Source organism: Natrialba asiatica DSM 12278 (genome assembly GCF_000337555.1).
In the GTDB taxonomy this organism is placed as follows: Archaea; Halobacteriota; Halobacteria; order Halobacteriales; family Natrialbaceae; genus Natrialba; species Natrialba asiatica.
Map to the genome: position 1 here is coordinate 193386 of NZ_AOIO01000034.1, position 26670 is coordinate 220055.

Genomic DNA, 26670 nt, shown 5'->3' on the forward strand with positions numbered 1-26670 from the left:
ACCGATGATCACCGACGCACAGATCGAGCGCTGGCTCCGCGAGGACGTCGGCCACCACGACGTGACGAACCACGTCCCCGGCGAGACGACCGGTGAACTCGTCGCCAAAGAGGCCGGCGTCGTCGCCGGTCTTGAGGCTGCGGCGGCGGTCTTCGAATACCTCGGCGTCACCGTGACGGACCGACTCGAGACGGGCACACGGGTCGACGAGGGCGACGAACTCCTCGCCGTCGAGGGCGAGGCGCGCGACGTGCTCCGCGGCGAGCGCGTCGCCGTCAACCTCGCCGGCCACGCCTCGGGCATCGCGACGCGAACGAACCGAGTCGTCGCGGAAGCGCGGACCGAATCCGACGACGTGCGGATCGCCGCGACCAGGAAGACCACGCCCGGCCTGCGCGGCCTCGAAAAACGCGCCGTGGTGGCCGGCGGCGGGGACACCCATCGACTCGACCTCTCGCACATGATCATGGTAAAGGACAACCACATTGCGGAGATGGGCCTCGAGGGCGCCGTCGAGCACTTCCGCGAGCGGGCCTCGTTCGCGACGAAACTCGACGTGGAGGTCGAGACCGCCGCCGACGCGCCGCGGGCCGCCGAGGCCGGTGCGGATATCGTCCTGCTCGACAACATGTCTCCCGCGGAAACCCGCGAAGCGCTCTCGCTGCTCACGGACTACGAGGGCGCTCTCGCGGAGGCGAGCGGCGGGATCACGCTCGAAACCGTTGCCGACTACGCCGCCGCGGGCGTCGACGTGATCTCCATGGGCTCGCTGACCCACTCCGCGCCGGCGCTCGACCTGTCGTTTCAGACGGCGAGTGACTGAACTCGAGCGGTCGGGAACCGTCACCGATCGGCGATTCGAGGGGAGAGTGAAAGTGAGTGGATAGGGCTTGTACTCCCCGAACGTGGCGGATTACAGCGCTTCGTTTTATCACTTTCACTCCGCCTGGCGCAGGTTCATACGTGTGTGAGCTGTACTCATATTGAGGAGTGCGTATGAATCGTTCTACCCATCCCAAAACGACGACAGCGAAGTGCTTCGCCCGAAATCGGCCCTGGCTCGTGGAAATGGAGGCGGTCGGATGACCGAACGCGCGTCGCCGACGAACGCCGCCGATCGCGAACGTAACTCGAGTGCCGGCGCGACCTCGACGGTGTCAACTCACAACGGAGCCGCGTCGGTAACCGGCGATCGGCAACGGGATCGGAGTGCTCGCGGCACGACCGATGGAACCGATCCGACCGATACCGCGACGACGGCGCAGACCGCGACCGAAACGGAACGCGAGCGCCCCCTCGCTATCGAAACGACGGGACTCGTCAAACACTTCGGCGAGACGAAAGCCGTCGACGGAATCGACCTGGCCATCCCGGCCGGCGGTATCTACGGGCTTCTCGGCCCCAACGGAGCCGGCAAGACGACCGTGATTCGCATGCTCGCGACGCTGTTACAACCCGATGCGGGCACGGCGCGGGTGTTCGGCCACGACGTTGCGACCGACGGCGACGCAGTCCGTCGTCGCGTGAGCATGACCGGTCAGTTCGCCTCGGTAGACGAGGATCTCACCGGCCGCGAGAACCTCGTCCTCCTGGCTCGCCTGCTCGGCTACTCCCGAGCGCAGGCCGCCGAGCGCACGAGTGAACTCATCGACGCCTTCGGACTGACCGAGGCGTCGACCCGACAGGTGAAGACCTACTCCGGCGGGATGCGCCGGCGCCTCGACATCGCGGCGAGCATCGTCGTCACGCCGGATCTCCTGTTTCTCGACGAACCGACAACCGGGCTCGACCCGCGGAACCGAAACCAGGTCTGGGACATCATCCGCGCGCTGGTCGCCAACGGAACCACCGTGTTGCTGACCACCCAGTACCTGGACGAAGCCGACCAGCTAGCCGACCGGATCGCCGTCATCGACGAGGGACGGATCATCGCCGAGGGCACGCCCGGCGAGCTCAAGGCCTCCGTCGGCTCCGGCGTCCTATCAGTTCGGTTGCACGATGCCGAGCGTCGCGACGCAGCCAGGGACGTGCTCGCCTCCGTCCTCGACGCGCCGGTTGAACTCGAGTCCGATCCGGCGGCCCTCTCCGCTCGGATCGAAGATCCCGATCGCGTCACCCAGGCGCTCGACGCGCTCGCAGAATCGCGCATCGAAGTCAGCGAGTTCACGCTCGGCCAGCCGAGTCTGGACGAGTTCTTCCTCGAAGTGACCGATCGATCCACGCGCAGCGATGCGGATCGGGACACACCGACGGGCGATGGAACGCGTCAGGAGGGGGCGAAATGACCGCCGAACGATCACCGGCTGCCGCGGAACTGAACTCGGACCCAGCTACCGAGCCGGATCCCGACGTCGACACCCTTCACGCGGCGGTGTCGGACAGCCCGCGTCCGCCGCGGCCGAGTGCGGTGTCGGCCTCGCTCACGTTCGGCTGGCGGGCGCTCCTGAAGATCAAGCACGTCCCCGAGCAACTGTTCGACGTGACCGTCTTCCCGATCATGTTCCTCCTACTGTTCACCTACCTGTTCGGCGGCGCGCTCGCCGGCTCGACGAGCGCGTATCTCCAGGAACTCTTGCCGGGTATCCTGGCCATGACGGTCGTGTTCATCACGATCTACACCGGCGTCACGCTAAACGACGACATCGACGAGGGCGTCTTCGATCGCTTCCGAACGATGCCGGTCTGGCAGCCGTCGGTCATCGTCGGTGCCCTGCTCGGGGACGCCGTTCGGTACACGATCGCCTCGACGATGGTCATCGGACTCGGCCTGCTGCTCGGGTTCCGCCCGGACGGCGGCGCAATCGGCGTGGTTTCGGCTGTCGCACTCTTGCTGGTGTTCTCGTTTAGCCTGTCGTGGATCTGGACGGCGCTCGGATTCATCATGCGGACGCCGGAGTCGCTCATGGGCGTGAGCATGCTGATCCTGTTCCCGCTTACGTTCATCAGCAACGTTTTCGTCGATCCGCGGACGATGCCCGGATGGCTCGAGACGTTCGTCTCGATCAACCCCGTCAGTCACCTGGTCACGGCGATGCGCGGACTGATGCACGGTACTGCCACGGCTGGAGACGTCGTCATCGTTCTCGGGCTCTCTGCGGTGTTCGTCGTCATCTTCGGTCCCGCGACGATGTACCTCTTTCACGCTCAGCAGTAGCGTTCCCGGGCTCTCCCTCTATATTCCCTCACCGGGAGATCGCATCGAAACCGTGTGGAACTCACACATCTCGATCACGCATGAGCGACAGACACGAACCGAACGCTGCCCCGTTCGAGGATGGTCCGGTGACGCCCGAACGGCTTGGAACGGTGATTTCACTCGTCGGTATCGGCGTATTCACGTCGGTCGACCACACGTCGTTGAACTCGCCCGCGATCGGCGCATTTGGTGGCTGCTACGTCGGGAGTGCTATCGTCCTCTTTCTGCCGCTGCTCCTGCGGGCCGGTTCAAACGGCGGCTTCGAAGCGATGGCTCCCACGGGTTAAACGCACCCGTTCCGATCGTTTCACCGGGTTACAGCCCGGTTTCCGCTCGCTCTCGGCGGCATCGCGTTCGTGTTGTGGCAACTCGTCGCCGACGAACTGGTGACCGCACTCGCCGTTTCGCTCGTGGCCGTCGGCATCCGCCATGGCCTGCTCGCATGGCAGCTACCGAACGCGAGATCGTAGCGCACCCCTCCCTCGTTCTCCAGGATATACGGACCGAACAGCCGGGACCACGGTCGCCGACGGGTCACGGTTGCACCTGCTGGTTACTCCCTTTTCGGGCCTGACAACGAGTTGTCTCGTATGACGACTCTGCCATTGTCTCCCGACTCCGAGTTCGGCTGGAACGCGCTGTATCTCGCCGGCGAGTGGACCGACCCAGGCGACCGCGATTCGATCGCCGTCGAAGACCCCTATACGCGCGAGGAACTCGCGACCGTTCCCGCTGGAACGCCGGATGACGTTGACCGGGCCTACGAGGCCGCCGCCGAGGCCCAGGAGTCGTGGGCCGAACAGCCGCCACAGGGGCGTGCACAGGTCGTAACCGCAGCCCTCGAGTTCGTCCGCGAGAACCGCGAGGAGATGCTGGCGTTGCTCGCCCGCGAGTCCGGGAGCACCCGGGTCAAGGGCAACGCCGAACTCCAGACGGCGCGCGGGATGATGCAGGAGGCGGCGAGTTACCCGTTCCGGATGGAGGGACAGCATTCGGAGTCGATCGTGCCCGGCAAGGAGAACACCGCCGTTCGCGTGCCGGTCGGCGTCGTCGGCGTCATCTCGCCGTGGAACTTCCCGCTGCATCTCTCGATGCGCGCCGTCGCACCCGCCATCGCAGCCGGGAACGCCGTCGTCCTCAAACCCGCCTCGAACACGCCGATCACGGGCGGCCTGCTGCTCGCGCGCATCTTCGAAGCCGCCGGGCTTCCCGAGGGCGTGCTCAGCGTGATTCCCGGGGCCGGCTCCGACATCGGCGACGCGGTCGCCGGCCACGAAATCCCCCGCGTGCTCGCGTTCACGGGCTCGACTGAGATCGGCCAGCGCGTCGCCAGCCAGGCCGCCGAAACCTGTGCGCTGCCCGCCCTCGAACTCGGCGGCAACAACGTCCACGTCGTCACCGAGCACGCCGACCTGGACCGAGCCGTCGACGGCGGCGTCTTCGGTTCGTTCCTCCACCAGGGCCAGGCCTGCATCTCGATCAACCGCCATCTCGTCCACGAAGAGCAGTACGACGAGTACGTCGAGCGCCTGGCCGACCGCGCGGCGAGTCTCCCCACCGGCGATCCGTCCGACGACGACACCACCATCGGCCCGATTATCGACGAAAGCCAGCGCGACCAGATCGTCGAGTACATCGACGACTCGATCGAGGCGGGAGCCACGCTCGAAACCGGCGGCGATCACGACGAACTCGTCCTCGAGCCGACGGTGCTTTCTGCCGCCGACAACGACATGGCTGCGGCGGAAAACGAGCACTTCGGTCCCGTCGCTCCCGTGATTCCCTACTCGAGCGACGAGGAGGCGATCGAACTGGCAAACGACACGATCCACGGCCTCTCGGGTTCGGTCCACAGCGAAGACCTCGAGCAGGCCCGCACGATTGCGGACGGGATCGAGACCGGCATGGTCCACATCAACGACCAGCCGATCAACGACGAGCCCCACGTCCCCTTCGGCGGGATGAAACAGTCGGGCGTCGGCCGCTACAACGGCGAATCGATCCTCGACGAACTCACGACGACGAAGTGGATCTCGGTCCAGCGCGAGCCGCGGGAGTACCCGTTCTAGCGGCGCTCCCGCGGCGCGCGCTATGCCCGAGTGCTCGAGCACAGTTTGGTACTTCCAAACTGGGAACTGATCTGTGACTCGTGAACTCACAGCTAGTCGCGAACTCGTAGCCACTCGTGAACTCGCGGACAGCGGCGAGTGCGTGCGAGGGAAGGGATTCGAACCACGGTCGTTCCGTGCCGCTTCCCTCCCCGAATCAAATCCCTCCGTTTCGCATACACGACCCTCACCGGCGTTCGAGTCGGCATGCGAGGGAAGGGATTTGAACCCTCGGACCCCTACGGGAGCGGGTCTTAAGCCCACCGCCGTTGGCCTGCTTGGCTACCCTCGCACAAAAGCGCACTCGGGGATATCCGCCCCGCTACAATGTGCGTTTCGGTGTGCGTCGACCGAATTGCCCGACCGAATCCGGTCCTCGGCTACCAGTCGACGCTCAACGTCCCGTCTCCGTGCGGGTCCGGCGCGATCTCCTCGTCGGTCCGGCGGTCGATGACGTGAATGCAACCCTCGTCTTTCTTCGCCGGGCAGATCTCGGCAGCGCGGACGTTGTGGTCCAGGTCCGCCTCGTCGATGAAGTAGGTGTTCGGTTTGGCGATACCCGAGGCGAGCGACATTTCCCAGTTGCCGCTGACTTCGGCGCACTTGCCGGCTCCGAAGCACTTGTTGGCCTCGAAGATGATCTTGTAGGGCTTCTCCTCGATCGGTGGCGCATCGGCCGAGCCGACATCGCTCGCGCGCTGGATCTCGCCGCCGTTCTCGTCGCCGTCGGTCATTGTACGAATGTTCGACTGCGTCACCTTTCGCGTTACGGTTGGGTGCCGGACTTCCGGAACGAGTTCTCGAGCCGCGGCCGGGTTCGATCCTGAACTCGTCGCGAGCCGTCCGGTGCGGTTCACCGAAATCGGGACGCGCGATGCCCGGCGGCCGATTCGCTCGCGAGGTACGCGACCACCGCGAGAGCGATCGCTGCGAGTCCGACGGTTCGGAGTTCGAGATCGCTCGGTCCGATGGTACTCTCACCAGCGTAACGGATCGCCGCGCCCGCGGCGAGCGTGACGGAGAGCACGGCCACGTACCGCCATCTCGCTTCGACCGGAATCAGGCCGTCCTCGCCGCGGATAGCGAGAACCAAGTGCGCGCCGCCGAGAACGAGTCCGTAGAACAGCAGGAATACCGCGACCGATCCCGGGCCGGCTTCGAGCCCGATAGCGAGATAGTCGGCCAGCACCAGGACGAAAAGGCCCGACAGTACCGCCCCGATGTGAACGGTTGTGTCTCGGGAGAGCATACGAATGATTACCGCGAACCGGTCAAAACGGTTATGAAATTACGAGGCGCTCAGGGAGAGGCGCGCTCGGCCGCGGGCCGCGGGAGGTCGTACGTCACACCGGTCAACTCCCGGGAGACATCCCAGAGACGGCGGGCCATTTCGCGATCGTAAGATCGGTCCGAAGAGGCCTGCCGTTCGGGCGTGCCGCGCATGTTCGCGAGCCCGCCGGGACCGTAGTACGCGCCGCCCTCGGCGTCCGGCGCAGTCCCGGCGTACAACAGCGGGAGCGCGCCCCGTTCGGCCGACTGCGCCACCAGCGTATTCGCGAGTCGCATCGCGAGCTTTCGGAGCCGGTCCCCGCTCTGCTCGGGGCCGCGAATCTGGAGTTGCGTGGCCGCGTAGCCCGGATGGACGGCGATGCTCTTCGCGTTCAGATCCGCGGTGAGCAGCCGGCGCTCGAGTTCGTACGCGAACAGCACGTTCGCCAGTTTCGCCTGGCCGTAGGCCTCCCAACGGTCGTAGGACTCCTCGTGGTGTAGGTCGTCGAAGTCGATGTCGCCGCTCTCGTGAACGCCGCTGGAGACGGTGACGATGCGCGAATCCGCCTCGTCGTCGAGGTGGAGATTGTCCAGCAGCAAACCGGTGAGTGCGAAGTGCCCGAGGTGATCGACGCCGAACTGCGTCTCGAAGCCGTCCTCGGTCTCCGAGCGCGGAATCGCCATGACGCCGGCGTTATTAACGAGCACGTCGAGTCGTTCGTCGCCGAGTCGAGTCGTGAACTCGCGGATGGAGTCGAGGCTCGTGAGGTCGCACTGTTCGACGCGGAGGTCGCCCTCGACGCGCTCGAGGTCGTTGCGAACGTCGTCGGCCGCCTCCTCGCCGCGCTCGACGCTTCGACAGGCCATGATCACGGTTGCACCCTTGCGGGCGAGTTCACGCGTGGTCTCGAGACCGAGGCCGCTGTTTGCGCCGGTGACGACGAACGTTCGGCCGTACTGGTCGGGGATATCGGCGGCTGTCCAGCCCATACTGTCGGTACGGGTCGAACCAACCTAAAACCGTCTCCGCCCCGAGGGGGCGGGAGGGGGTGGCGGGGGTCGAGCGGCGGATGCGGTATTCAAGTTCGATTTCGAACGCGATCCTCGCCGAAATATCGGCTCCGAGCGCGCTGTCAAGCGGCGATCTGTAGAACGAAAGCTCGTATTTCGAGTGCAGCGCAGGTTACTCGTAGTCGATCGACACCGACTCGAGTACGACGTCTTCCTGGGGCTGATCGTTCCGATCCGTGTCGACGTTGCCGATCTCCCGGACGACGTCCATCCCGTCGGTGACCTTGCCGAAGACGGAGTGGCGGTCGTCGAGGTGAGGCTGGGCGTCGAGCGTGATGAAGAACTGCGAGCCGTTCGTGTCCGGGCCAGAGTTCGCCATGCTCAAAATCCCCTCGTCGTCGTGACGGAGTTCGTCGTGGAACTCGTCGTCGAACTGGTAGCCGGGGCCGCCGCGGCCGGTTTCGGTCGGGTCGCCGCCCTGAATCATGAAGTCCTCGATGACGCGGTGGAAGGCCACGTCGTCGTACAGCGGTTCGTCCTCGATCTCCTCGCCCGTCTCGGGATCGGCCCAGGTCTTGCCGCCGGTCGCGAGGCCGACGAAATTGTCCACGGTGCGTGGTGCACGGTCGTCGTAGAGTTCGGCCTCGATGTCGCCGCGGTTCGTGTACAGGGTCGCAGTAACGTTGCCCATACGTCGGCGACGATGGGGCGCGTGAAAACGGTAGTGGTCTTCGCCAGCGTGATCCGTGATATTTCGGGAAGCGGTCGGTCATCTCTAGTAGCCACTACAAGCCGACAGCCGCTCGGTACCGCGGTGTGTTTCTATAAATTCCACATAAGGGAAGAATTTATTCGGTTTCGACCCGATACTGGGAGCTAGCAAAGATGGATTCGGACAGCGACAAACCCAATATTCTACTCGTTATCTTAGATACGGTCCGGGCAAAGAATACGAGTCTCCACGGCCATTACAACCGTACAACTCCTGCGCTAGAACAGTTCTCTGCGCAGGCGACGGTCTACCGACAGGCGCGTGCGCCGAGTATTCATAGCGTCGCAAGTCACGCGAGTATCTGGACTGGGCTCCACGTTCCGGAGCACGACATCACAGAACATGAGGGACGGCTCTCCCCTGAAGCAACAATTTGGACCAGGCTGCAACGGGAGTATGAGTATCAAACGGGGTTATTCACCCCGAATTACGTTATCGCAAACGCGTCTAACTTATCCGAGCCGTTCGAAACCGTTGAGACTCCCGATTTTGGGAATATAGAAAACGCTCGCTTGTTCGATGCCTTCGATCCGACTGACGTGAAAGAATTGGAGGGTGTTTCTGGAAATCTAAAGCGCGCGATCACATCCGGGAAGCCGGTGCGTGCGTTGGCGAATACGTTCTGGCGTGGGTACCGAGAGTTCAATCCCAAATGGCACGACTATCAGAAAGCCGACGGCGCTGCATTTGCGGACAAGTTCCTCGAGTGGGAAGCCGAACGGGACGGACCGTGGGCCGCGTGTGTCAATGTGCTCGATGCGCACTATCCGTATATTCCGACGGCGGAGTACGATAATTGGTCCGGGGAGAAGATCCGAGATCTCCACGAGTCACTAGCTGGGCGGACATTGAGTGACCAGTATTATGGCTCGAACGGCCGACCGTGGGGCGAACTCAAAGCGCTCGAATCGCTCTACGACGGAGGTATCCGGCAGGCAGATGCAGTGGTCAAACAGCTTGTAACGGCACTCCGAGAGCGCGGTGAGTTAGACGAGACGCTTCTCGTCATTACGAGCGACCACGGCGAAGGATTCGGGGAGCGGTCGTTCGTGGCCCCGGACTGCCGTGCGGTGACGCACAGTTGGGGCGTCCACGAGGAGATAACGCACGTGCCGCTGGTGGTAAAGTGGCCGGAGCAACACGCGTCCCGGATCGAGACGGCTCCTGCATCGTTGACCAATATTCCCGCAGCGATGGTGCGGGCTATAGACAGACCGGCTAGCATACCCGATCCATCGGACGACCCGCTTCTCGACGGTCCGGTCCTCACGATGACCGAACGACTCCGGAAAGAAGATCGACCCGACCGGCCCGAACCGTATTTCGGTCCGTGGAAAGCGGTTTACGAGCCGATTGGAGACGACGGTGCCGTTCGGAAGCACGTGGTACGCGGGGAGACGGATCCGGACGTTGCTACCGTCGACTGCATCAGTGCCCAGGCCGCCGTGGAATCGCACTCGAGCGATTCGAAAACGATCGTTACAGATGCGTTCGATTCGCTGTCCCCAACGGCGGTCGCTGATGGGACAAATGAGGTCGGTGATGAAGTAGAGAATCGACTGGCTGATCTTGGCTATCTCCGATAGCCGCGCCAGGCAAGACGACCGGATCGGTTTTCACGAGTAAGAGTCTCGCCGCCGACCGTACTACAGACTATCGTAGCCACTGCGAGTCACTGCACACCCGATCGCACGACGGCTCTGCGATCGGTGTGTGAATAGTTGCAGGTGTTACTATACCTGCCACAGTCCTCGGGTGATTTCGGCTCCTCGGTACGGTAGATAGCAGTACCCCGCTCTGCAACCGGCGGCCGCAACTACATACCGCCAGCCGTCGAACGACAGTACAAGCGTACTATGAGCCCCGAAACGCACACCGACGAGGAGGTGACGCTCGCACGATTACCCTCCGGCGTCGCGCTCACGACGACAGTGCACACCTACAGCGGCTCTGCGGACGGCCCGACACTGTACGTCCAGGCCGCACAGCACGGCCGCGAAATAAACGGTACCGAAACCCTCCGGCGCTTTCACGACCGGCTGCCCCTCGAGTCGCTGTCCGGAACGATCGTCGCCGTTCCCGTCGCAAACCCGCTCACCTTCGACCGCGTCTCCTACACCGCGCCGGAACAGTTCGACAGCGTCAATCCCAACATGAACCGCGTCTGGCCGGGCGACGCCGACGGCAGTCTCCACCAGCGGATGGCCGCCCGCCTCTGGGAGTTCGCCGCCCGGGCCGACGCCATCGTCGACCTCCACACCGGGAGTCCCGACTTGCTTCCACACGTCGTCTACCGCGAAGGGGACGACCGCGCTCGAGACCTCGCCAGGGCGTTCGGAACCGACATTCTGCTCTCGGAGGAAGCGGGCGAGGACGCCCCCGAAGAATGGCACCGCCGCGATTTCGCGGGCAAACTCCGCGTCGCCGCCGCCGAAGCGGGAGTTCCCGCAATCACACCCGAACTCGCTCACAGCAAACAGATCGTCGAAGGCGCCGTCGAGACCGGCGTCGACGGACTACTTAACGTCTGCCGCTCGCTCGGACTGCTTCCAGGAAACGCGCCCCGTCGCGAACAAACCGTCGCCCGAAACCACCTCGGACAGGTCACTGCCGATAACTCCGGGCTGTTCCGTCCCGCTCCCACCCTCGAGTTCGGCAGGCTCGTCTCGGCCGGTACTGAACTCGGGACGGTGTACGATCCGACGACGTACGAGGTGCTGCAGACGGCGACGGCGGATCGGGAGGGGCTGTTGTACTCGCTGACACAGGAGGCGACGGTGACGGCGGGCGACAAACTCGCCAGTGTGGCGCTGGTGCGCGAGCAATAGCGGCGGGCTGAGACACGGAGGGCCAGAAAGATTACGAAAGGCCGAGCAGCGAGAAGCCGTACGCGGAGGCGGAGACGAGAACGATCGTCCACGCGCCGAGTCCGACTGTTAGCCAGCCGGCGGTGACGCGAGGGCGATCGTCGACGAGTAGCGCGAACAGGGCCGTGAGGTGTATTCCGACGAGGATCGGTCCGACGAGAGCGAGCCCGGGGAGCCCGTACCGATCCCACGCTCGGCGGGCGCGACGGTAGCGGGTGCTCGAGTTCATCGGCACCGAGTCCTCGCCGCGGGTCCGAGCGCGTCGGCGGTGCCACCAGCCGAGAACGCGCTGTTGAAAGATGGCGATCGCGGCCATTGCGGTGGCGCTGCCGGCGAACGCGGCGACGCCGGTTCCGACGGGGTCGAGACCGAGGCCGATCGCGACGGGGATGACGACGAAGGGCTCGATCGCGGGAATCATCGCGAGGACGAAGACGAGGAGGTATCGACCGAAACCGGTCGTCTCTTCGAGGAGTGTGCCGGCGTCGACGATAGCTGGGACGAGCGACGAGGGCATTGTGCGGTCCAGAAGCGCGGTGAAAGCAAAGCGGTTTTGGTCCGTCGACTCCTGTCGCGTGTTGTCTCAAGCCGCTCGTCGGTTTCATGCCGTCCTGCCGAAGTCGGTATCGAGTTCGGACGAGAAACGGAGTGAGTCGGCCGTATTATGCGGAAAAACCGCCGTCGACGACGAGGCCGTGACCGGTGATAAACGACGCCTCGTCGCTCGCCAGGAACAGAATTGCGTCCGCGACTTCCTCGGGTTCGGCGAGGCGCTTGAGCGGGTACTGTTCGACCATCTGCTTGCGGGCTCGTTCGGGATCGTCCTGTTGGGACAGGTACTGATCGAGGAGTTGCGTCTCCGTAAAGCCGGGACAGACGGTGTTCGCGCGGACGCCGTACGGGCCCGCTTCGGCAGCGACCGCACGGGTCATATTGAGGACGGCTCCCTTCGTCATCGAGTACGCAGCCTGTTTTGGCAACCCGAGGATGCTTGCCAGCGAACCGACGTTGACGATCGAGCCGTATCCCTGTGCTTTCATGTGCGGGAGCGCGGCGTGGCAGCCGTTCCAGGCCCCGTTGATGTTCACGTCGATGACGAAGTCCCGAACCGAGTCATCGAGTTCTTCGAGGCTCCCGCCCGGGTGGCCGGTACCGGCGTTGTTGACGAGCACGTCGAGCCCGTGCGTCTCGACGATGTCGTCGATCACGTCGTGAAACTGGTCGCTGTCGGTCACGTCGAGTTCGCGGAACGAAGCGGTGCCGTTCGAGCCCGCGTTCTCGAGTTCGTCGGCGACGGCCCGTCCGCCGTCGTTGTCGACATCCGTGACGATGACGTGTGCGCCTTCCGCCGCACACCGTTCGGCGGTTGCCTTGCCGATCCCTGCCGCTGCGCCCGTGATGACGACGGTCTTCTCGGAGAGTCGCATGAATCCAGTATCGGTCGGGCGATACATAAATTCGTTCATCGTTTAGCGGTTATTCGTTGTCACTGTTTGCTGTCGTGGCGATACGAAGAACAGTGGTAACTATACTGGCTTACGGCCAGTCACGTGCAGCGTCCGAGCGAGTCCCGGCGCTCGAGCGCAAGGCGGTCTCCGGATCGGCGTCCTCGCCGGGCGCTTCGGACTCGCGACACGGGCGCTCGGGGAGGATGCGGTAGTCGATGAGCTCGTCGTCCGCAACGATGACGACCAGAATATCGCTCTCTGCGACGGTGTCGAACGCCGATCTGGAAACGACGAGTTGGTCGACGATCCGTCCGTCCTCCTCGAGCAGGAGAACGACGTGCTCGCCATCGACGATTCGATCGACAACGGCGACGTAGCGCTCGGTATCGGCTGGCGTCTCGGTCGCAGCGAGCGGGCGGGCACCGCCGACAGTACCGGTTCCGAGTCCAGCGAGCGCCGTCCCGGCGAGGACGGCGAATCCGCGTAAAGCAGTGCGTCGCGACAGGCTGTGGGAACGCTCCGAAACCATGGGCTCGCTGGCTGCGGTATCCTATATAAACCCACGCCGGCAGGGAACCGGTGATGGTCACAACGTGTGAGACGATACCGTTGATATCGACACTACAAAGTAATAGACACAATAAAAACATATACTGGAACGTGACGGATAGTGTATGATATTGAACGGGAGTATTCTGATGATGGAAAAGCGAGTTCTTCGGATATAATGGCCCATACACGGCCATTACGGTCAAATATAAGCTACTGACGGAGACAGCAGGCCAACAAGAACCGGACTGATCCGGATGAATTACATATAAAAATAATTTCTATTATGTTCTCAATATCTGTACCGACGACGTTCACGATCGGCCAGGAAGTCGACCGATTACCCGACGCACCTCCGGCCCACGAGCCGAGATTCCTCCAAAGCTTTATCAACTGGCTAGGAAGTAATTCGAATGATGGCTACACAGGAGTCCGTCGCCCACGAGGCGCGATTACGGGCGCAAAACATCGGTGGGATCGACGAGACGACAGTCGAACTCGAATCGGGGATTACCGTCCTTGCAGGACGAAACGCGACAAACAGAACGTCGCTTCTCCAGGCGTTTATGGCCGCTCTCGGGGGCTCATCAGCCTCCCTCAAGGCCGACGCCGAGGAGGGGTACGCCGAACTCGAACTCGACGACCAGACCTACACCCGGACGCTCCGACGAGCGGGGAACTCCGTCGTCACCGACGGTGAGCCGTATCTCGACGACCCCGAACTCGCCGACCTCTATGCGTTCCTGCTGGAATCGAATCCGGCCCGCCGCGCCGTCACGACCGAAGACGACCTGCGAGAGATCATCCTTCGACCGGTCGATACCGACGAGATCGAGCGCGAAATTTCGCGACTGACCGACGAGAAAAACGAAATCTCGAACGAACTCGACCGTCTCGACTCCCTGAAGAACGACCTCCCCTCGCTCGAACAGCAACGTACCGATCTCGAGGGGAAAATCGAGGACAAACGAGACGAACTCGAGGCCGTCAAAGCGGCGATCGAAGAGGCCGAAGCGAACGCAGACACCCAACAGGAGGGCCAGGACGAACTCGAGGAGAAACTCAGCGAACTCCGAGAGCGACGCTCTACGCTCGAAGACGTCCGATTCGACCTCGAAACCGAACGCGAGAGCCTCTCCGCCCTGCGCGAGGAACGCGACGACCTCGAAGCCGAACAGGAAGACCTCCCCCCACTCGACTCGCTCGACCGCGAGGAAGTCGACGCCGAAATCGACCGACTCCAGCGCCAGTCCCAGTCGATCGACGGGGTTATCAGCCAACTCCAGAGCATCGTCCAGTTCAACGAGGAGATGCTCGAGGGCTCTCACCCGGAGATCCGACAGCTGCTGGCCGACGACGACACCGAGTCGACCGACCAGGCGATCACCGACCAGCTAGTCGACGAGGGAGCGGAAACCGTCCGCTGTTGGACCTGCGGCAGCCAGGTCCAGCGCAGCGAGATCGAAGCGACGATCGATCGCCTTCGCGAACACCAAGAGACCAAACTCAGCGAGCGCGACGACCTCGAATCCCAGATCGAATCCCTGCGCAGCGAACGGCGCGAGATCGACCAGACGCGACAGCGCCACGAGCGCGTCGACAGACGACTCGACTCCGTCACCGACGAAATCGAACAGCGCGAGACCCGACTCGACGACCTCACCGATCGTCGCGAAGAACTCGAGAGCGAGATCGACGACCTCGAAACCGAGGCCGCCGAACTCGAAGCCGAAACCGACGACGACACCGAAGACGGCGACGAAGAGAGCCTCCTCGAACTCAACCGCCGCGCGAACGAACTCGAGTTCTCCCTCGGCAGACTCGAACGCGACCTCGAAACGACGACCGACGACATCGAGGACATCGAATCCACACTCGAGGACGAAGACCAGCTCGAGCAGCGCCGCGACGAGATTCGCGACGAACTCGAGGAACTCCGCACTCGGATCGACCGGATCGAGCGCGAGGCCGTCGAGTCGTTCAACGAACACATGGACGCCGTACTCGAGGTGCTCGAGTACGAGAACATCGACCGGATCTGGATCGAACGCGTCGGCAAGACGGTCCGCGAAGGTCGACGGAAGGTCGAGCAGACGGCGTTCGACCTCCACATCGTCCGCAGTACGGCAGACGGCAGCACGTACGAGGACACGATCGATCACCTGAGCGAGAGCGAACGGGAGGTCACCGGCCTGATCTTCGGGCTCGCCGGCTATCTGGTCCACGAAGTCTACGAGGAAGTACCGTTCATGCTACTCGACTCGCTCGAAGCGCTCGACTCGAACCGTATCGCGGCACTGGTCGAGTACTTCGAATCCCACACCGACTTCCTCGTCGTGGCACTGCTGCCCGAGGACGCGACAGCGCTCGACGACGAGTACGATCGCGTGACCGAAATCTAGCGCTCACGTCCGGTACCCGTTCTGAACGCAGCGGTCCGATTTTCGAGATCAGTACTCCCCCGAGCGTTCCGCAGACTGCCGCGAGTGGCGGCCAGTATTCCGCAACTTGAAATCCGATCACGGTTCCCGATCGAAGCCCGATCCCATAACAATAGTACGCCTGTTATGGGTTGTTCGAGAAGAAAGGTAGTCTGCGGCTCAAACGGCACCCGGACACCGACGGTCTCCGCGCCACCGACTCCCGCTACGACTCATAACAGTCACACGCACCCGATTCCAGCAAGTCCGCTACGTCGTACTGTTTTCCACACCGTTCACACAGTACCTGCACGTCCGCGAAAACCCGGCGCGGACCGACCCGCAATTGATCCGTCTCCTGCAGTCGATCGAGTTTACTCTCCGTGACCGAGACCGTTCGCTGGCGCAATTCCTCGATCGTTCGGGCCGTCGCCGCTGCGCTCGGGCCGTCAGTGCCCGACGGCGCAGTGACGTTTCGATACCCCGTCAAGTACGATCTGATCGCCCCGTACGAGACGAACTCGTCGGTTACTGTCTCGACAGCGACGCCATCCCGTTCGAGTCGCCGTTCGAGCTGCGTTCGTTCGCCGCGGCTCCCGGTTTCTCCGGAGAGCACCGCATAGAGATGCGAGACGTCTTCCGTGATCGTTTCGATCCCTGCCGCCGTGAGGACCGCCCGCAGCAGTTGCTCGTTGAACCAGTCCGCAAGCGATCGAAGACTCGCATCGGTTTCGGGATTCGTCCAGCGGACCTCGAGTTCATCGCCGACACCTGCAAGTTCGCGGTCGTACTCGGAGATAAGTCGGGCGACCTTCGGTTCGGGACCGGGTTTCGAACGCGATGCGGTGGCGTTCGATGCCGGCGTGGGCGCATCGGATTCAGTCGGTGCGGGAGGGTCTTTCTGGGGTTCCTGTCCCGGGTTATCGTGAGTGCTCCGGTCGGGGCTCTCATCCTGATCGTCCATCGAGGGTCGTTCGAAGAGTTCGTGTTCGCGAGGAAAGCCGTTTCGGTGCTCGGCGTGGGACTCGCGACCGAGTGTTTCGGCGTGGCAGGTGAAAGCGTCCGCATACTGGAACGCGACGGGCAGAGACGACAGCGTGCACACCGCGCGGCAAGAACGCATATGTATGGGGAGTGAACTGGCAAGGTGAAAGAGAGATTGGTTCCGCATCGTGGACGGTGACGGATATTCGACGGGACAAACGGGTGTATTCAACGGCGTATTCCAGCGCCCGAATCGCGGGGCGTTATCCGTAGGCGAGTGTGACCCTGATCTCCCCGGCTTTGTCCCGGAGGCGATTCGGGAGGGCGTCGTGGACGTACTCGTCCGTAAAGCGACTCGTCGGGCCGAACACGCTCAGCGCGCCGAGGAGGTCGTCGTCGGGCGTATAGACGGGGACGGCGACGCTCCGGAGGCCGTCCATGTGTTCTTCGTTGTTTACGGCATACCCACGATCGCGGATCCGCTCGAGTTCGGCGGCGAGGGCGTCGGGATCGGTGATGGTGTTGTCCGTAATCGCGTCGAGGCCGGCCGTCGCGACGAAATCGGCGACGGTGTCGTCGTCCCATTCCGAGAGGATCACCTTGCCGGAGGCGAGCGAGTGAAGCGGTCTGCGTTTGCCGATCATGGTATCGGAGAGGCTGCCGTACCGGTGGACGTAGACCCCCTCGTACTCCTCTTCGACGATGAAAACGGCGCGTTCGTCCGTCTCCTTGCCGAGCTCGAACACCGAGCGCTTGGCGGCGGTGTAGCCGCGCCGTCGGGTTCGCGCCTGCTCGCTGATCTCGAGGAAGCGAAAGCCGACGTCGTAGGCGCCGTCGCGTTCGACCACGTAGCCGAGATCGACCAGCGTGGTGAGGTGGCGATAGACGGTGCTCTTGGTGAACTCGGTTCGACGCGTGAGTTCGGTGATCGTCACGCCGTCTGCGTCCGCGAGCGTCTCGAGGATTGCGAACGTCTTGCGGGTCGTCGAGACACCCGCGTCGTCCCGTTCCCCTCGGCCGCGGTCCCTGCTCATATCGAGAGTATTCCGCGGCATCTCAATGAATGTTCCGAATAATAAAACAGAATCTGCGGAGTGTGAAACGCGAGGGAGAACGCGGTGAACCGGGCGACCGACCGGGAACGAGGAGAAGAAAAGAACGGCCGCACACGGACGGGTTACTGGTACGCCGGGATGCCGGTCAGATCCTCGCCGAGAATCAGCGTGTGGATATCGTGGGTGCCCTCGTAGGTGTAGACCGTCTCCATGTTCGCCATGTGACGCATCGGCGAGTAGTCGGTCGTGATGCCGTTGCCGCCGAGCATCTCGCGGGCGACGCGGGCTTGATCGCGGGCCATGCGGACGTTGTTCCGCTTCGCCATCGAGACGTGCTGGGGCCGCAAGTCGCCGCGCTCTTTGAGGTCCGCGAGTCGGTAGGCGAGCAACTGGCTCAGCGTAATCTGGGTCGCCATCTCCGCGAGTTTGCGCTGCTGAAGCTGGAACTGAGCGATCGGCCCGCCGAACTGCTCGCGGTCGGTCGCGTACTGGCGGGCCTCTTCGAAGGCGTCGCGAGCCGCGCCGATCGCGCCCCACGCGATGCCGTAGCGAGCCTGCGTGAGACAGGACAGCGGCCCCTTCATCCCGGAGACGCCGGGAAGCACGTTCGCTTCGGGGACGTAAACGTCGTTCAGCCCGATCTCGCCGGTGATCGACGCGCGCAGCGAGAGCTTCTCGGTGATCTTGTTCGTCGTGATCCCGTCGCGGTCGGTCTCGACGAGGAAACCGCGAACGGGGTCGTCCTCGGCCGAGCGGTCGCGCGCCCAGACGATCGCAACGTCCGAAATCGGCGAGTTCGTGATCCACGTCTTCGAGCCGTTGATGACGTAGCCGTCGCCGTCGGCCTCGGCGTCGGTCTCCATCGACGACGGGTTCGAGCCGTGTTCGGGCTCCGTGAGGCCGAAACAGCCGACCGCCTCGCCCTGCCCGAGCTTCGGCAGCCACTCCTCCTTTTGCGCCTCGCTGCCGTAGGCGTGGATGGGGTACATGACGAGTGCCCCCTGCACGGACGCCATCGAGCGCAGCCCCGAGTCGCCGGCCTCGAGTTCTTGCATCAGGAGTCCGTAGGCGGTTTCGGAGACGTTCGGCGAGCCGTATCCCTCGAGGTTCGGCGCGTAGAAGCCGAGCTCACCCATCGTCGGGATCAGCTCCTTCGGGAACGTACCCGCCTCGAAGTGCTCGCCGATATCGGGCTTGACGTGTTCCTCGACGAACTCGCGGGCGGTGTCCCGGATCAACCGTTCTTCCTGGTCTAAATCCGCTTCGAGCTGAACGAAATCCAGCATGTATCATACTTCGCCAACGGTGCAATAGGCGTTGCGATACGTGTTACCAGTACAACACCTCAGTGACACGCCCGCGCCGGTTACCAGTTTCTTCCTCACCCCGTCTTCTGTATATTTCTCTTGTCTGAGGCTCTGATAGACAGGTTTGCTCAAATGATAACGGAAGAATTATACGATGGAAATATGTAACGGCTTGTCATGGAGGATCGACCGATTTCCACGAACAGGGGGACGACTCGACGATCGCTGCTTGCAGCAACCGGAATCGGAACGGCTACGGCACTGGCTGGGTGCCTCGGCGGTAATGAGGGGGATGTCGAAGCAGGAACCGTTCGAATGCGAACGTCTCAGTCGACGACGACGGCCTACTCTGCCAACGAGGGGATTGCAAAGGTCATCAGCGATAACAACGACGACCTCACCGTCGAAGCGCGGACGAGCGAAGGGACCGAAGCGAATCTCGGTGCTCTCAACAGTCAGGATGCGGAAATGGTCTACATCCAGAACTGGTCGGCCCAGGAAGTCCAGGAGGGTGCCGGTGACTTCGACCAACTCGAGTTCGAGATGGCGCAGGTGTTTCACTTTTATGACCTGCCGTGGTTCTTCCTGTCGCCGGGTCTCGAATCGCTCTCGGGCATCGAGTCGGGGACGACGGTTTCGCCGACGCCGCGGGGGTCGGGGACAGCCCCTGCGCTCGAACGGGCACTCGACTATGCGACGGACGACTACAATCGGACGAGCGTCGGGTACGGCGACCAAAGCGGGTCGCTTAACGAAGGCAGCCTCGATGTCGGTGTCGGGACGTACATGAACTTCAGTATCGTGCCCGGGTGGGTACAGGAGATGCTGAACTCCGCCGACCTAAACATTCTCGACGTGGACGACTCGACGCTCGAGGAGTGGGAGAACGACGACCGCCTGCTCGTTCAGTCGTTCAGTGGCGACGAGATCGACGGCACTCAAAACGCTCCCGAGGAAGTTTATTGTCCGACCTTCGCGTACAACTTCGTCTCGCGAGCGGACCTCGACTACGATACCGTTTACGACTTCCTCGAGACGATGCACGAGAATCGCAGCGCGCTCGAGGAATACAGCGCCGTCCTCGCTCGACTCGACGACGAGACGTTCTGGGTCGAGAATATGTACAGCGATGTTCCGTTCCACGCTGCCGCAGCGGACTTCTACGAGGAGATCGGCGTCTGGAAAGACGAGTTCGAACGGGCTGACGAACCGTAACTCACGATGACTACTAGTAGCCGCCTCTCCCGCCGTGCCCGACAGTCGCTCAGTGGAATCGGTCCGCTGGATGCCCTCACCGGGATCGTTTACTTGCTGGGCTTGGCGTTAACGTTGTTGACTATCGGATACGCGATGAAAATCGCGTTCGCGATCCAAACCGACCTGTTCGCGGAGACCGACGAGTACGTGAACGTCTTCCTCGGACTCGGGCTGGCGCTGTACTATTTCGAGTATGCTCGCACGCAGTACAGTGATTCTGCCACAGGCGACGATGTCGCGACCGACCCTTCTGGGGGGGACACGGCCCAGACGGCCGATACCGCCGGTACGGGGCGAACTCTTCGGTCGCTCAAAGCAGCGTACGCACGGGTTGATCCAATTATCGCCCTCTTACTGGGTGTGGCGGCGATCGGTGCAGTGCTGTACGTCCACACCAACTACGTTCGGTTGACCGAGTCGGCACACCTCCTCGGATATAATACGACCGACCATCTGGTCGGTCTACTCTTGATCACGCTGGCGATCGACGCGACGCGACGGGCGTTCGGGAACGTCATCGCGGCCGTCGCCGTCCTCTCTATCGCCTACGCCCACACGGCGGTCGGGCCGAGCTTGCCGGGCCTGTTCTACCACACCGGAATGACCTGGGAAACGATCGCGGAAAACGGTGCGATCAGCGTCAGCGGCGTCTACGACGAGACCCTCATGCGGATCGGTTCGACGTGGGTCGCGATCTTCATCATGTTCGCCGGTATCGCCAAGGCGTACGGCCTGATGGATTTCGTCCTCGATGTCGGTCGTGAACTCGGGACGAGTCTGCGGACGGGCGTCGTGCAAATCGCCGTCATCGCGAGCATGGTCATGGGATCGATCACCGGAAGCGCCGCGGCAAATACGGCAACGACTGGAAGTTTCACGATTCCGATGATGAAAGATCAGGGCGTTCACGACGAGTTCGCCGCCTCGATCGAGGCGGTCGCCTCCGCCGGTGGACAGATGTTGCCACCCGTGATGGGGGTTGCGGCGTTCCTCATGGCTGACTTCACCGGCGTCAGCTACGTCGAAATCGTTCAGGCCGGAGTCGTCCCCGCAGCGCTGTTCTATCTCAGCGTCTGCATCGCGGTCCACTTCACGATCCTCAAGTTCGGCTGGGTCTCACGGGACTTGTCAACGTTCGACTGGCGGGCACTAGTCGGTGGACTTCACTTTACGATCCCGATCGGCGTGCTCCTCATAACACTCGTCTACCTGCAGTACACGCCGCTTTCGGCCGGACTGTATACCATCATCACGCTCGTCGGCGTGATGTACGTCCGAAATATCCTCGTCGGCGTCTTCGACGTGGGCGAGGAAGATATCACGCTCGAGATCGGAGAGACGAGCATTGCGGGAGACACGATCGGCTGGAACGTGCTCGCGACGACGAAGCAGACCCTGGACGGCCTCAAACAGGGCGGCACCGAGATGGCACCGTTAGTCGGCGTCCTCGCCGCGATGGGGCTCATTATCGAACTGCTCGAGGGAACCGGCCTCACCCAGGGGATTGCGACGACGATTATCGGACTGGGCGACGGAGTCTCCCTCTTTGGACTGGGAAGCGGGCTCTTCATCGTCCTCTTCCTCGCGATGATCGCGAGCATCATGTTCGGTCTCGGAATGCCCACGCCGGCGGCGTACGTCCTCGTGGTCGTTCTGGTCACGCCCGGGATCATCGGTATGGGCGTGCCCCAGATCACGGCACACATGTTCGTGTTCTACTTCGCGATGCTATCGGCGATCACACCACCGGTCGCAATTTCGGTCGCGATCGGCTCTCGGATCGCGGATTCGAGTTTCCTGCAGTCCTGTCTGCAAGCGCTCAAACTCGGTGCACCCGGGTTCGTGATTCCCTACGCGTTCATCACGAATAACAGCCTTATCGACTGGTCCGGCGAAACGCTGATCGCGTTCCCAGTCGTGCTGGCGGGGACCATCGGGCTGATCGTCGCGACCGTCGGCTTCGACGGGGCTCGGGACCTCTCGGTTCCGGCTCGCGGGCTCTACGTCGTCGCGGCGCTCTCTGCGATGTTCGGATCGGTCGTCCACGTCGCAGCCCAGATCGTCGCCGCGGCCGCCATCGTCGGCGTGTTGCTCCACGCCCGGCTCGTCGTCGGGTACGAAATGCCGGCCGAAACCGACACTGACGCCGACGCCGAACCCGCCATCGACACGCCGACCGGCGACTGATCGCGGCTCCGCTCGCTGACACCGGGCTACTCGGACCCCGTTCTCGCGAACAACCGAAATAAATGGAATCGACAAGTAATAACCCTTTTGTGGCCCTCAAACGACCCTACACAAAGTATGACAAATCTCGTGAGGGACGTCGGCGAGACAGTCGAATCGACCCCCGATGCTCCCGCGATCGCCTACGACGGCCGGACGCTAACCTACGAGCAGTTCTGGACGCGCGCCGGCCAGTTCGCGAAAGCGCTCGAAAACAACGGCATCGGCGAGAACGACCGCGTCGGCATCTATCTCCCGAATCTCCCCCAGTTCGTAACGGCGTTCTACGGGACGCTGCGCGCCGGCGGGATCATCGTCCCGATGAACCCGCAGTACAAGGCCCGCGAGATCAGCCACATGCTCGGCAACAGCGGTGCGAAGGCCGTCGTCACGCTGGCCGAACTCGTCCCCAACGTCCGCGAGGTGCAGGACGAAACCGACGTCGAACAGGTGATCAGTGTGGGTGCCGGTGTCGAGGGTGCCACCGCGTTCGACGAGTTCATCGCGGACGAAACCAACGCGGTCGTCGACCGAGCCGACGACGACGTGGCGGTCCAGCCCTACACCTCCGGGACGACCGGCACGCCGAAGGGCGTCCTGCTCACGCACCACAATCTCGCCTTTACGACGCGAGCCAACGCCAGCGTCCCGCCAGGCGGATTCCAGGCCACCGACCGACTCATCGGCACGCTGCCGCTGTTTCACATCTACGGCATGTCCGTCGTGATGAACGGCGCGATGTACAGCGGCGGCACCTACTACCCCGTCCCCGAATGGGACGCCGCGGCGGTGATGGACCAACTGGAGGACGACGATATCACGATCATGTTCGCCGTCCCCGCGATGTTCAACGACATGATCAACCACCCCGACGCCGACGAGTACGGGTTCGAGGCGCTGCGCTTTGCCAACTCCGGTGGCTCGAGCCTTCCCCTCGAGGTCCTCGAACGGTTCGAAGAGCGGTGGGGTGTCCAACTCAACGAAGGCTACGGGCTGACCGAGACGAGTCCGGTCACCCACGCCAACACGAACGACGCCCGCCGGAAGGGCAGTATCGGCCAGCCGCTCGACGGCGTCGAGGCGAAGATCGTCGATAGCGCGGCCCGACAGTCCGACGCCCCGGGCGACGAACCGCCCGAAGACGAGGGCCTCGAGACGGTCCCGCGCGTCGAAGAAGGGCCCATCGACGAGGCCGACGCTGATCTGCACGAAATCACCGGTGAACTCGTCATCTCCGGACCGAACGTGATGAAGGGCTACTACGAACTGCCCGAGGCGAACGACGAGGCCTTCACCGAGGCGGACGGCAAGCGCTGGTTCCACACCGGCGACATCGGCTACTGGGACGAGGACGAGTTCTTCTTCGTCGTCGACCGCGAGAAGCACATGATCGTCACCGGGGGCTACAACGTCTATCCGCGAGAGGTCGAAGAACTGCTCTTCGAACACGAGGACATCGCCGACGCCGCCGTGGTCGGCGTGCCGGACGAGCGCCGGGGGGAGACCGTCAAGGCACTCGTCGTGCCGACGCCCGACGCCGACGCGACGCCCGAGGACATCAAAGCGTACTGTCTCGAAAGCCTCGCGGAGTACAAGCATCCCCGCGAAGTCGAGTTCGTCGAGACCCTCCCGCGGACGACGACGGGAAAAGTCCAGAAGTTCAAGATCCGCGACGAAGACTAGCCTCCTCGCGATCACCCGCCTCGCGACTACCCGGCTGAACTCGGGTTGCCGGCCGTTCGCCTGTGGCACCGCCAGTCACGAGTATCTGACACCAAAATTACTTTACAACGGTTAACTATCGACACCAATCTTTTGCAGCGTTTGAGATCATCGAAGCTATTTTGTGACTCGCCGATGAGCATCAGATATGGCTTTCAGTCTATCCGACGAGCACGAGGCGATTCGTGGGGCCGTTCGCGAGTTCGGCGAGAACGAGATGAAGCCGGTCGCGGAAGAGTACGACCGCGAGGGGACGTACCCGCTCGAACTACGCGAGAAGGCCGCCGAGTACGACTTCGTCGCGCCGGGCATCCCGATCGAGTACGGCGGGGCCGGCATGGACAAGATCTCGAGTACGATCGTCACGGAAGAACTCTGGCGCGCCGACCCGGGTATCGGCTCGGCCGTCGGCTCCGCCGGCTTCGGGACGAACATGATCGTCGAGTTCGGCGACGAGTGGATGAAAGAGGAGTGGCTCCCGAAGATCGCGGGCGGCGAGACGGCCTCCTGTTCGATGATCTCCGAACCCGCACATGGGTCGAACGTCGCGGGTATCGAGACGGTGGCCGAGAAGGATGGCGACGAGTTCGTCCTGAACGGGAACAAGATGTGGATCACGAACGGGACGGTCGCCGATATCGGCGTTCTGATGGCCAAAACGAGTCCTGACGAGGGCCACCGCGGGATCACCGCGTTCCTCGTACCGATGGATTCAGACGGTATCTCGACGGAAAAGATCGACAACAAACTCGGCATCCGCGCCTCCGATCTCGCGGAGGTCATCGTCGACGACGTCCGCGTTCCCGAGGAGAACGTTATCGGCGAGGTCGACGAGGGCTTCTACCAGCTCATGGAGTTCTTCGCCGCCGGTCGAACGAGCGTCGCCTCCCAGGCGGTCGGTGCTGCACAGGGCGCGCTCGACGCCGCGATCGAGTACGCCGGCGAGCGCGAGCAGTTCGGCCAGAAGATCAAGGACTTCCAGGCCATCGAGCACAAACTCGCCGAGATGGCGACCCGCGTCGAAGCGGCGCGCTCGCTGACCTACCGCGCCGCGACGGAAGTCGAGCAGAACAACCAGGATATCGCCGCGCAGTTCTCGAGCATGGCGAAGCTGTTCGCCAGCGAGATCGCGGTCGAGGTCGCCGACGAGGGCATCCAGGTCCACGGCGGCTCGGGCTACGTCACGGACTACCCCGCGGAGCGCTACTACCGCGACGCCCGCATCACGAAGATCTACGAGGGAACCTCGGAGATCCAGAAGAACATCATCGCCGATCAGTTGCTGTAGACGGTTTTTCTCCAGTTTTCTCCGATTCTCCGTTTTCGTCAGGGCGCAGGAACGCTGAACTCGACCGCAGCCCCCTGTCCGTAGCCGACGCACATCGTCGTCAGGCCGAGGCCGCCGCCGCGCTTTCCGAGTTCGTGGATGAGCGTCACCGGCAGCCGCGCACCCGACGCGCCGAGGGGATGGCCGAGCGCAATTGCGCCGCCGTTGACGTTGAACACGTCGTCGTCGAAACCCAACTCCTCCTGGCAGTAACGCGTCTGGCTGGCGAAGGCCTCGTTGAGTTCGACGAGGTCGTAGTCGTCGGCAGAGCGGCCGTTTCGCTCCCAGATGCCCCGGACCGCCGGAACCGGACCGATGCCCATCACTTCGGGGTCGACGCCCGCGACCTCGTGGTCGCCGACTTCGGCCGCGATCTCGAGGTCGTGGTCCTCGGCGAACGCGCGGCTCGTGAGCATGACGGCCGCCGCGCCGTCGGAGATCTGGGAGGCGTTGGCGGCGGTGACGGTGCCGCCTTCCTCGAAGGCGGGCGGCAGCCCCGAAATCTTCTCACGGGTCGTGCCGGGACGGAGACCCTCGTCTTCCTCGACGACCTGCTCGCCCGTGTCGATGGGTACTATTTCGTCGTCGAAGCGACCCGCTTCGCTCGCCTCGCAGGCGCGTTGCTGGCTGCGAGCGCCGTAGGCGTCTTGCTCCTCGCGGCTGATGTCGTATCGGCGAGCGACGGTTTCTGCGGTCTGGCCCATCTGGAGATCCGCGGCGTCGTACTGTGCTGCAATGGCGTCGTAGGACCCGATTCCCTTCCGGCGCTCGTTGCGGGTCATGTTCTCGACGCCGCCGGCGACGATGACCTCGCGCTGGCCGGCCCGGATGGCGTCGCTCGCGCTCATGATCGCCTCGGCCGAGGAGGCACAGAGGCGGTCGATGGTGGTTCCCGGCACGCTTTCGCCCAGGTCCGAAGCGAGGGCGATCACGCGGGCGAGATTGTTGCTCTGCTCGTCGACCTGCTTCGCACAGCCCCACCGGATGTCGTCGACGTCGTCACCCGCGAGCCCGGTGCGATCGAGCATCGTATCGACCAGCGGTACCGAGAGTTCAGCGCTACCGGTGTCGGCGAAGACACCGCCGTGTTTACCCTGTGGCGTTCTGACTGCTTGTACGACTACTGGTTGGGTGTCGCTCATCGGTTGTCAC

23 protein-coding genes and 1 tRNA gene are annotated in these 26670 nt (G+C 63.2%); 12 read left to right on the forward strand and 12 right to left on the reverse strand.

Annotation, left to right across the window (positions count from 1 at the left end; translation table 11 throughout):
* Positions 1–4: 4 nt before the first annotated feature.
* From nadC to C481_RS15705, 5 genes are all read left to right on the forward strand, one after another.
* Positions 5–823, forward strand: a complete 819-nt coding sequence (gene nadC, locus C481_RS15680; protein WP_006110260.1) for a carboxylating nicotinate-nucleotide diphosphorylase — start codon at positions 5–7, stop codon at positions 821–823.
* Between the two features lie 259 nt (positions 824–1082).
* Positions 1083–2285, forward strand: a complete 1203-nt coding sequence (locus tag C481_RS15685; RefSeq protein WP_006110261.1) for an ATP-binding cassette domain-containing protein — start codon at positions 1083–1085, stop codon at positions 2283–2285.
* Positions 2282–3154: an ABC transporter permease gene (locus C481_RS15690; protein WP_006110262.1), complete on the forward strand. Its 873-nt coding sequence runs from the start codon at positions 2282–2284 to the stop codon at positions 3152–3154. Before C481_RS15685 ends, C481_RS15690 begins: the two co-directional genes overlap by 4 nt.
* An 80-nt stretch (positions 3155–3234) precedes the next feature.
* Complete coding sequence (locus C481_RS15695; RefSeq protein ID WP_006110263.1) at positions 3235–3483, forward strand: hypothetical protein; 249 nt, start codon at positions 3235–3237, stop codon at positions 3481–3483.
* A 303-nt stretch (positions 3484–3786) separates the two neighbouring features.
* Positions 3787–5265: an aldehyde dehydrogenase family protein gene (locus C481_RS15705; protein ID WP_006110264.1), complete on the forward strand. Its 1479-nt coding sequence runs from the start codon at positions 3787–3789 to the stop codon at positions 5263–5265.
* A gap of 247 nt (positions 5266–5512) precedes the next feature.
* On the opposite strand, the gene C481_RS15710 is transcribed toward C481_RS15705, so the two are convergent.
* The 5 genes from C481_RS15710 to C481_RS15730 all read right to left on the reverse strand — a co-directional run bounded on the left by C481_RS15710 (position 5513) and on the right by C481_RS15730 (position 8275).
* Positions 5513–5596: transfer RNA gene (locus C481_RS15710), tRNA-Leu, on the reverse strand.
* Between the two features lie 88 nt (positions 5597–5684).
* Positions 5685–6038 carry a hypothetical protein gene (locus tag C481_RS15715; protein ID WP_049904708.1) on the reverse strand — a complete coding sequence of 118 codons (354 nt, stop codon included), beginning with the start codon at positions 6036–6038 and terminating at the stop codon, positions 5685–5687.
* Positions 6039–6157: 119 nt separating this feature from the next.
* On the reverse strand, positions 6158–6553 hold the full coding sequence (locus C481_RS15720) for a hypothetical protein (RefSeq protein ID WP_006110266.1): 396 nt from the start codon (positions 6551–6553) through the stop codon (positions 6158–6160).
* A 50-nt stretch (positions 6554–6603) separates the two neighbouring features.
* On the reverse strand, positions 6604–7563 hold the full coding sequence (locus tag C481_RS15725) for an oxidoreductase (protein ID WP_006110267.1): 960 nt from the start codon (positions 7561–7563) through the stop codon (positions 6604–6606).
* A 193-nt stretch (positions 7564–7756) separates the two neighbouring features.
* A complete protein-coding gene (locus C481_RS15730; RefSeq protein ID WP_006110268.1) occupies positions 7757–8275 on the reverse strand; it encodes a peptidylprolyl isomerase in 519 nt (172 codons plus the stop codon).
* A gap of 194 nt (positions 8276–8469) precedes the next feature.
* Between C481_RS15730 and C481_RS15735 the strand changes: the two genes are divergently transcribed.
* Together C481_RS15735 and C481_RS15740 are read left to right on the forward strand one after the other, a co-directional pair.
* On the forward strand, positions 8470–9942 hold the full coding sequence (locus C481_RS15735) for a sulfatase-like hydrolase/transferase (RefSeq protein WP_049904698.1): 1473 nt from the start codon (positions 8470–8472) through the stop codon (positions 9940–9942).
* A gap of 270 nt (positions 9943–10212) precedes the next feature.
* The gene (locus C481_RS15740) at positions 10213–11184 is read left to right on the forward strand and encodes a succinylglutamate desuccinylase/aspartoacylase family protein (protein ID WP_006110270.1); all 972 of its coding nucleotides are present in this window, start codon (positions 10213–10215) and stop codon (positions 11182–11184) included.
* A gap of 31 nt (positions 11185–11215) precedes the next feature.
* Here the strand turns inward: C481_RS15740 and C481_RS15745 are convergent, their stop codons facing one another.
* The 3 genes from C481_RS15745 to C481_RS15755 all read right to left on the reverse strand — a co-directional run bounded on the left by C481_RS15745 (position 11216) and on the right by C481_RS15755 (position 13200).
* Positions 11216–11740 (reverse strand): small multi-drug export protein, encoded by a 525-nt coding sequence (locus C481_RS15745; protein WP_006110271.1) that lies wholly within the window; start codon positions 11738–11740, stop codon positions 11216–11218.
* A gap of 145 nt (positions 11741–11885) precedes the next feature.
* On the reverse strand, positions 11886–12650 hold the full coding sequence (locus C481_RS15750; RefSeq protein ID WP_049904709.1) for an SDR family NAD(P)-dependent oxidoreductase: 765 nt from the start codon (positions 12648–12650) through the stop codon (positions 11886–11888).
* A 109-nt stretch (positions 12651–12759) separates the two neighbouring features.
* On the reverse strand, positions 12760–13200 hold the full coding sequence (locus C481_RS15755; protein ID WP_006110273.1) for a hypothetical protein: 441 nt from the start codon (positions 13198–13200) through the stop codon (positions 12760–12762).
* A gap of 436 nt (positions 13201–13636) precedes the next feature.
* Here C481_RS15755 and C481_RS15760 point away from each other — a divergent pair, with 436 nt between their 5' ends.
* Entirely contained in the window at positions 13637–15622 is a 1986-nt protein-coding gene (locus C481_RS15760) for an archaea-specific SMC-related protein (protein ID WP_006110274.1), read from the forward strand.
* Between the two features lie 244 nt (positions 15623–15866).
* Here C481_RS15760 and rdfA read toward each other — a convergent pair whose 3' ends face one another.
* The 3 genes from rdfA to C481_RS15775 form a co-directional block, all read right to left on the reverse strand.
* Positions 15867–16763, reverse strand: coding sequence for a rod-determining factor RdfA (gene rdfA, locus C481_RS22750; protein WP_241434696.1), 897 nt, complete (start codon positions 16761–16763; stop codon positions 15867–15869).
* Positions 16764–16887: 124 nt separating this feature from the next.
* A complete protein-coding gene (locus C481_RS15770) occupies positions 16888–17679 on the reverse strand; it encodes an IclR family transcriptional regulator (RefSeq protein WP_086009701.1) in 792 nt (263 codons plus the stop codon).
* Between the two features lie 122 nt (positions 17680–17801).
* Entirely contained in the window at positions 17802–18965 is a 1164-nt protein-coding gene (locus C481_RS15775; protein ID WP_006110277.1) for an acyl-CoA dehydrogenase family protein, read from the reverse strand.
* A gap of 198 nt (positions 18966–19163) precedes the next feature.
* Here C481_RS15775 and C481_RS15780 point away from each other — a divergent pair, with 198 nt between their 5' ends.
* The 4 genes from C481_RS15780 (at position 19164) to C481_RS15795 (ending at position 25479) form a co-directional block, all read left to right on the forward strand.
* Positions 19164–20201: a TAXI family TRAP transporter solute-binding subunit gene (locus C481_RS15780; protein ID WP_049904699.1), complete on the forward strand. Its 1038-nt coding sequence runs from the start codon at positions 19164–19166 to the stop codon at positions 20199–20201.
* A 135-nt stretch (positions 20202–20336) separates the two neighbouring features.
* Positions 20337–22430 (forward strand): TRAP transporter permease, encoded by a 2094-nt coding sequence (locus C481_RS15785; protein WP_006110279.1) that lies wholly within the window; start codon positions 20337–20339, stop codon positions 22428–22430.
* A gap of 117 nt (positions 22431–22547) precedes the next feature.
* Positions 22548–24152, forward strand: coding sequence for a long-chain-fatty-acid--CoA ligase (locus C481_RS15790; protein ID WP_006110280.1), 1605 nt, complete (start codon positions 22548–22550; stop codon positions 24150–24152).
* Positions 24153–24339: 187 nt separating this feature from the next.
* Positions 24340–25479, forward strand: a complete 1140-nt coding sequence (locus tag C481_RS15795) for an acyl-CoA dehydrogenase family protein (RefSeq protein ID WP_006110281.1) — start codon at positions 24340–24342, stop codon at positions 25477–25479.
* Positions 25480–25517: 38 nt separating this feature from the next.
* On the opposite strand, the gene C481_RS15800 is transcribed toward C481_RS15795, so the two are convergent.
* The gene (locus tag C481_RS15800; protein ID WP_006110282.1) at positions 25518–26660 is read right to left on the reverse strand and encodes a thiolase family protein; all 1143 of its coding nucleotides are present in this window, start codon (positions 26658–26660) and stop codon (positions 25518–25520) included.
* Positions 26661–26670 lie beyond the last annotated feature (10 nt).

Bases quoted from the DNA above. Each gene is read 5' to 3' on its own strand.
- nadC (WP_006110260.1), top strand. From the start codon at position 5: ATGATCACCGACGCACAGATCGAGCGCTGGCTCCGCGAGGACGTCGGC.
- C481_RS15685 (WP_006110261.1), top strand. From the start codon at position 1,083: ATGACCGAACGCGCGTCGCCGACGAACGCCGCCGATCGCGAACGTAAC.
- C481_RS15690 (WP_006110262.1), top strand. From the start codon at position 2,282: ATGACCGCCGAACGATCACCGGCTGCCGCGGAACTGAACTCGGACCCA.
- C481_RS15695 (WP_006110263.1), top strand. From the start codon at position 3,235: ATGAGCGACAGACACGAACCGAACGCTGCCCCGTTCGAGGATGGTCCG.
- C481_RS15705 (WP_006110264.1), top strand. From the start codon at position 3,787: ATGACGACTCTGCCATTGTCTCCCGACTCCGAGTTCGGCTGGAACGCG.
- C481_RS15715 (WP_049904708.1), bottom strand. From the start codon at position 6,038: ATGACCGACGGCGACGAGAACGGCGGCGAGATCCAGCGCGCGAGCGAT.
- C481_RS15720 (WP_006110266.1), bottom strand. From the start codon at position 6,553: ATGCTCTCCCGAGACACAACCGTTCACATCGGGGCGGTACTGTCGGGC.
- C481_RS15725 (WP_006110267.1), bottom strand. From the start codon at position 7,563: ATGGGCTGGACAGCCGCCGATATCCCCGACCAGTACGGCCGAACGTTC.
- C481_RS15730 (WP_006110268.1), bottom strand. From the start codon at position 8,275: ATGGGCAACGTTACTGCGACCCTGTACACGAACCGCGGCGACATCGAG.
- C481_RS15735 (WP_049904698.1), top strand. From the start codon at position 8,470: ATGGATTCGGACAGCGACAAACCCAATATTCTACTCGTTATCTTAGAT.
- C481_RS15740 (WP_006110270.1), top strand. From the start codon at position 10,213: ATGAGCCCCGAAACGCACACCGACGAGGAGGTGACGCTCGCACGATTA.
- C481_RS15745 (WP_006110271.1), bottom strand. From the start codon at position 11,740: ATGCCCTCGTCGCTCGTCCCAGCTATCGTCGACGCCGGCACACTCCTC.
- C481_RS15750 (WP_049904709.1), bottom strand. From the start codon at position 12,650: ATGCGACTCTCCGAGAAGACCGTCGTCATCACGGGCGCAGCGGCAGGG.
- C481_RS15755 (WP_006110273.1), bottom strand. From the start codon at position 13,200: ATGGTTTCGGAGCGTTCCCACAGCCTGTCGCGACGCACTGCTTTACGC.
- C481_RS15760 (WP_006110274.1), top strand. From the start codon at position 13,637: ATGGCTACACAGGAGTCCGTCGCCCACGAGGCGCGATTACGGGCGCAA.
- rdfA (WP_241434696.1), bottom strand. From the start codon at position 16,763: ATGCGTTCTTGCCGCGCGGTGTGCACGCTGTCGTCTCTGCCCGTCGCG.
- C481_RS15770 (WP_086009701.1), bottom strand. From the start codon at position 17,679: ATGCCGCGGAATACTCTCGATATGAGCAGGGACCGCGGCCGAGGGGAA.
- C481_RS15775 (WP_006110277.1), bottom strand. From the start codon at position 18,965: ATGCTGGATTTCGTTCAGCTCGAAGCGGATTTAGACCAGGAAGAACGG.
- C481_RS15780 (WP_049904699.1), top strand. From the start codon at position 19,164: ATGGAGGATCGACCGATTTCCACGAACAGGGGGACGACTCGACGATCG.
- C481_RS15785 (WP_006110279.1), top strand. From the start codon at position 20,337: ATGAAAATCGCGTTCGCGATCCAAACCGACCTGTTCGCGGAGACCGAC.
- C481_RS15790 (WP_006110280.1), top strand. From the start codon at position 22,548: ATGACAAATCTCGTGAGGGACGTCGGCGAGACAGTCGAATCGACCCCC.
- C481_RS15795 (WP_006110281.1), top strand. From the start codon at position 24,340: ATGGCTTTCAGTCTATCCGACGAGCACGAGGCGATTCGTGGGGCCGTT.
- C481_RS15800 (WP_006110282.1), bottom strand. From the start codon at position 26,660: ATGAGCGACACCCAACCAGTAGTCGTACAAGCAGTCAGAACGCCACAG.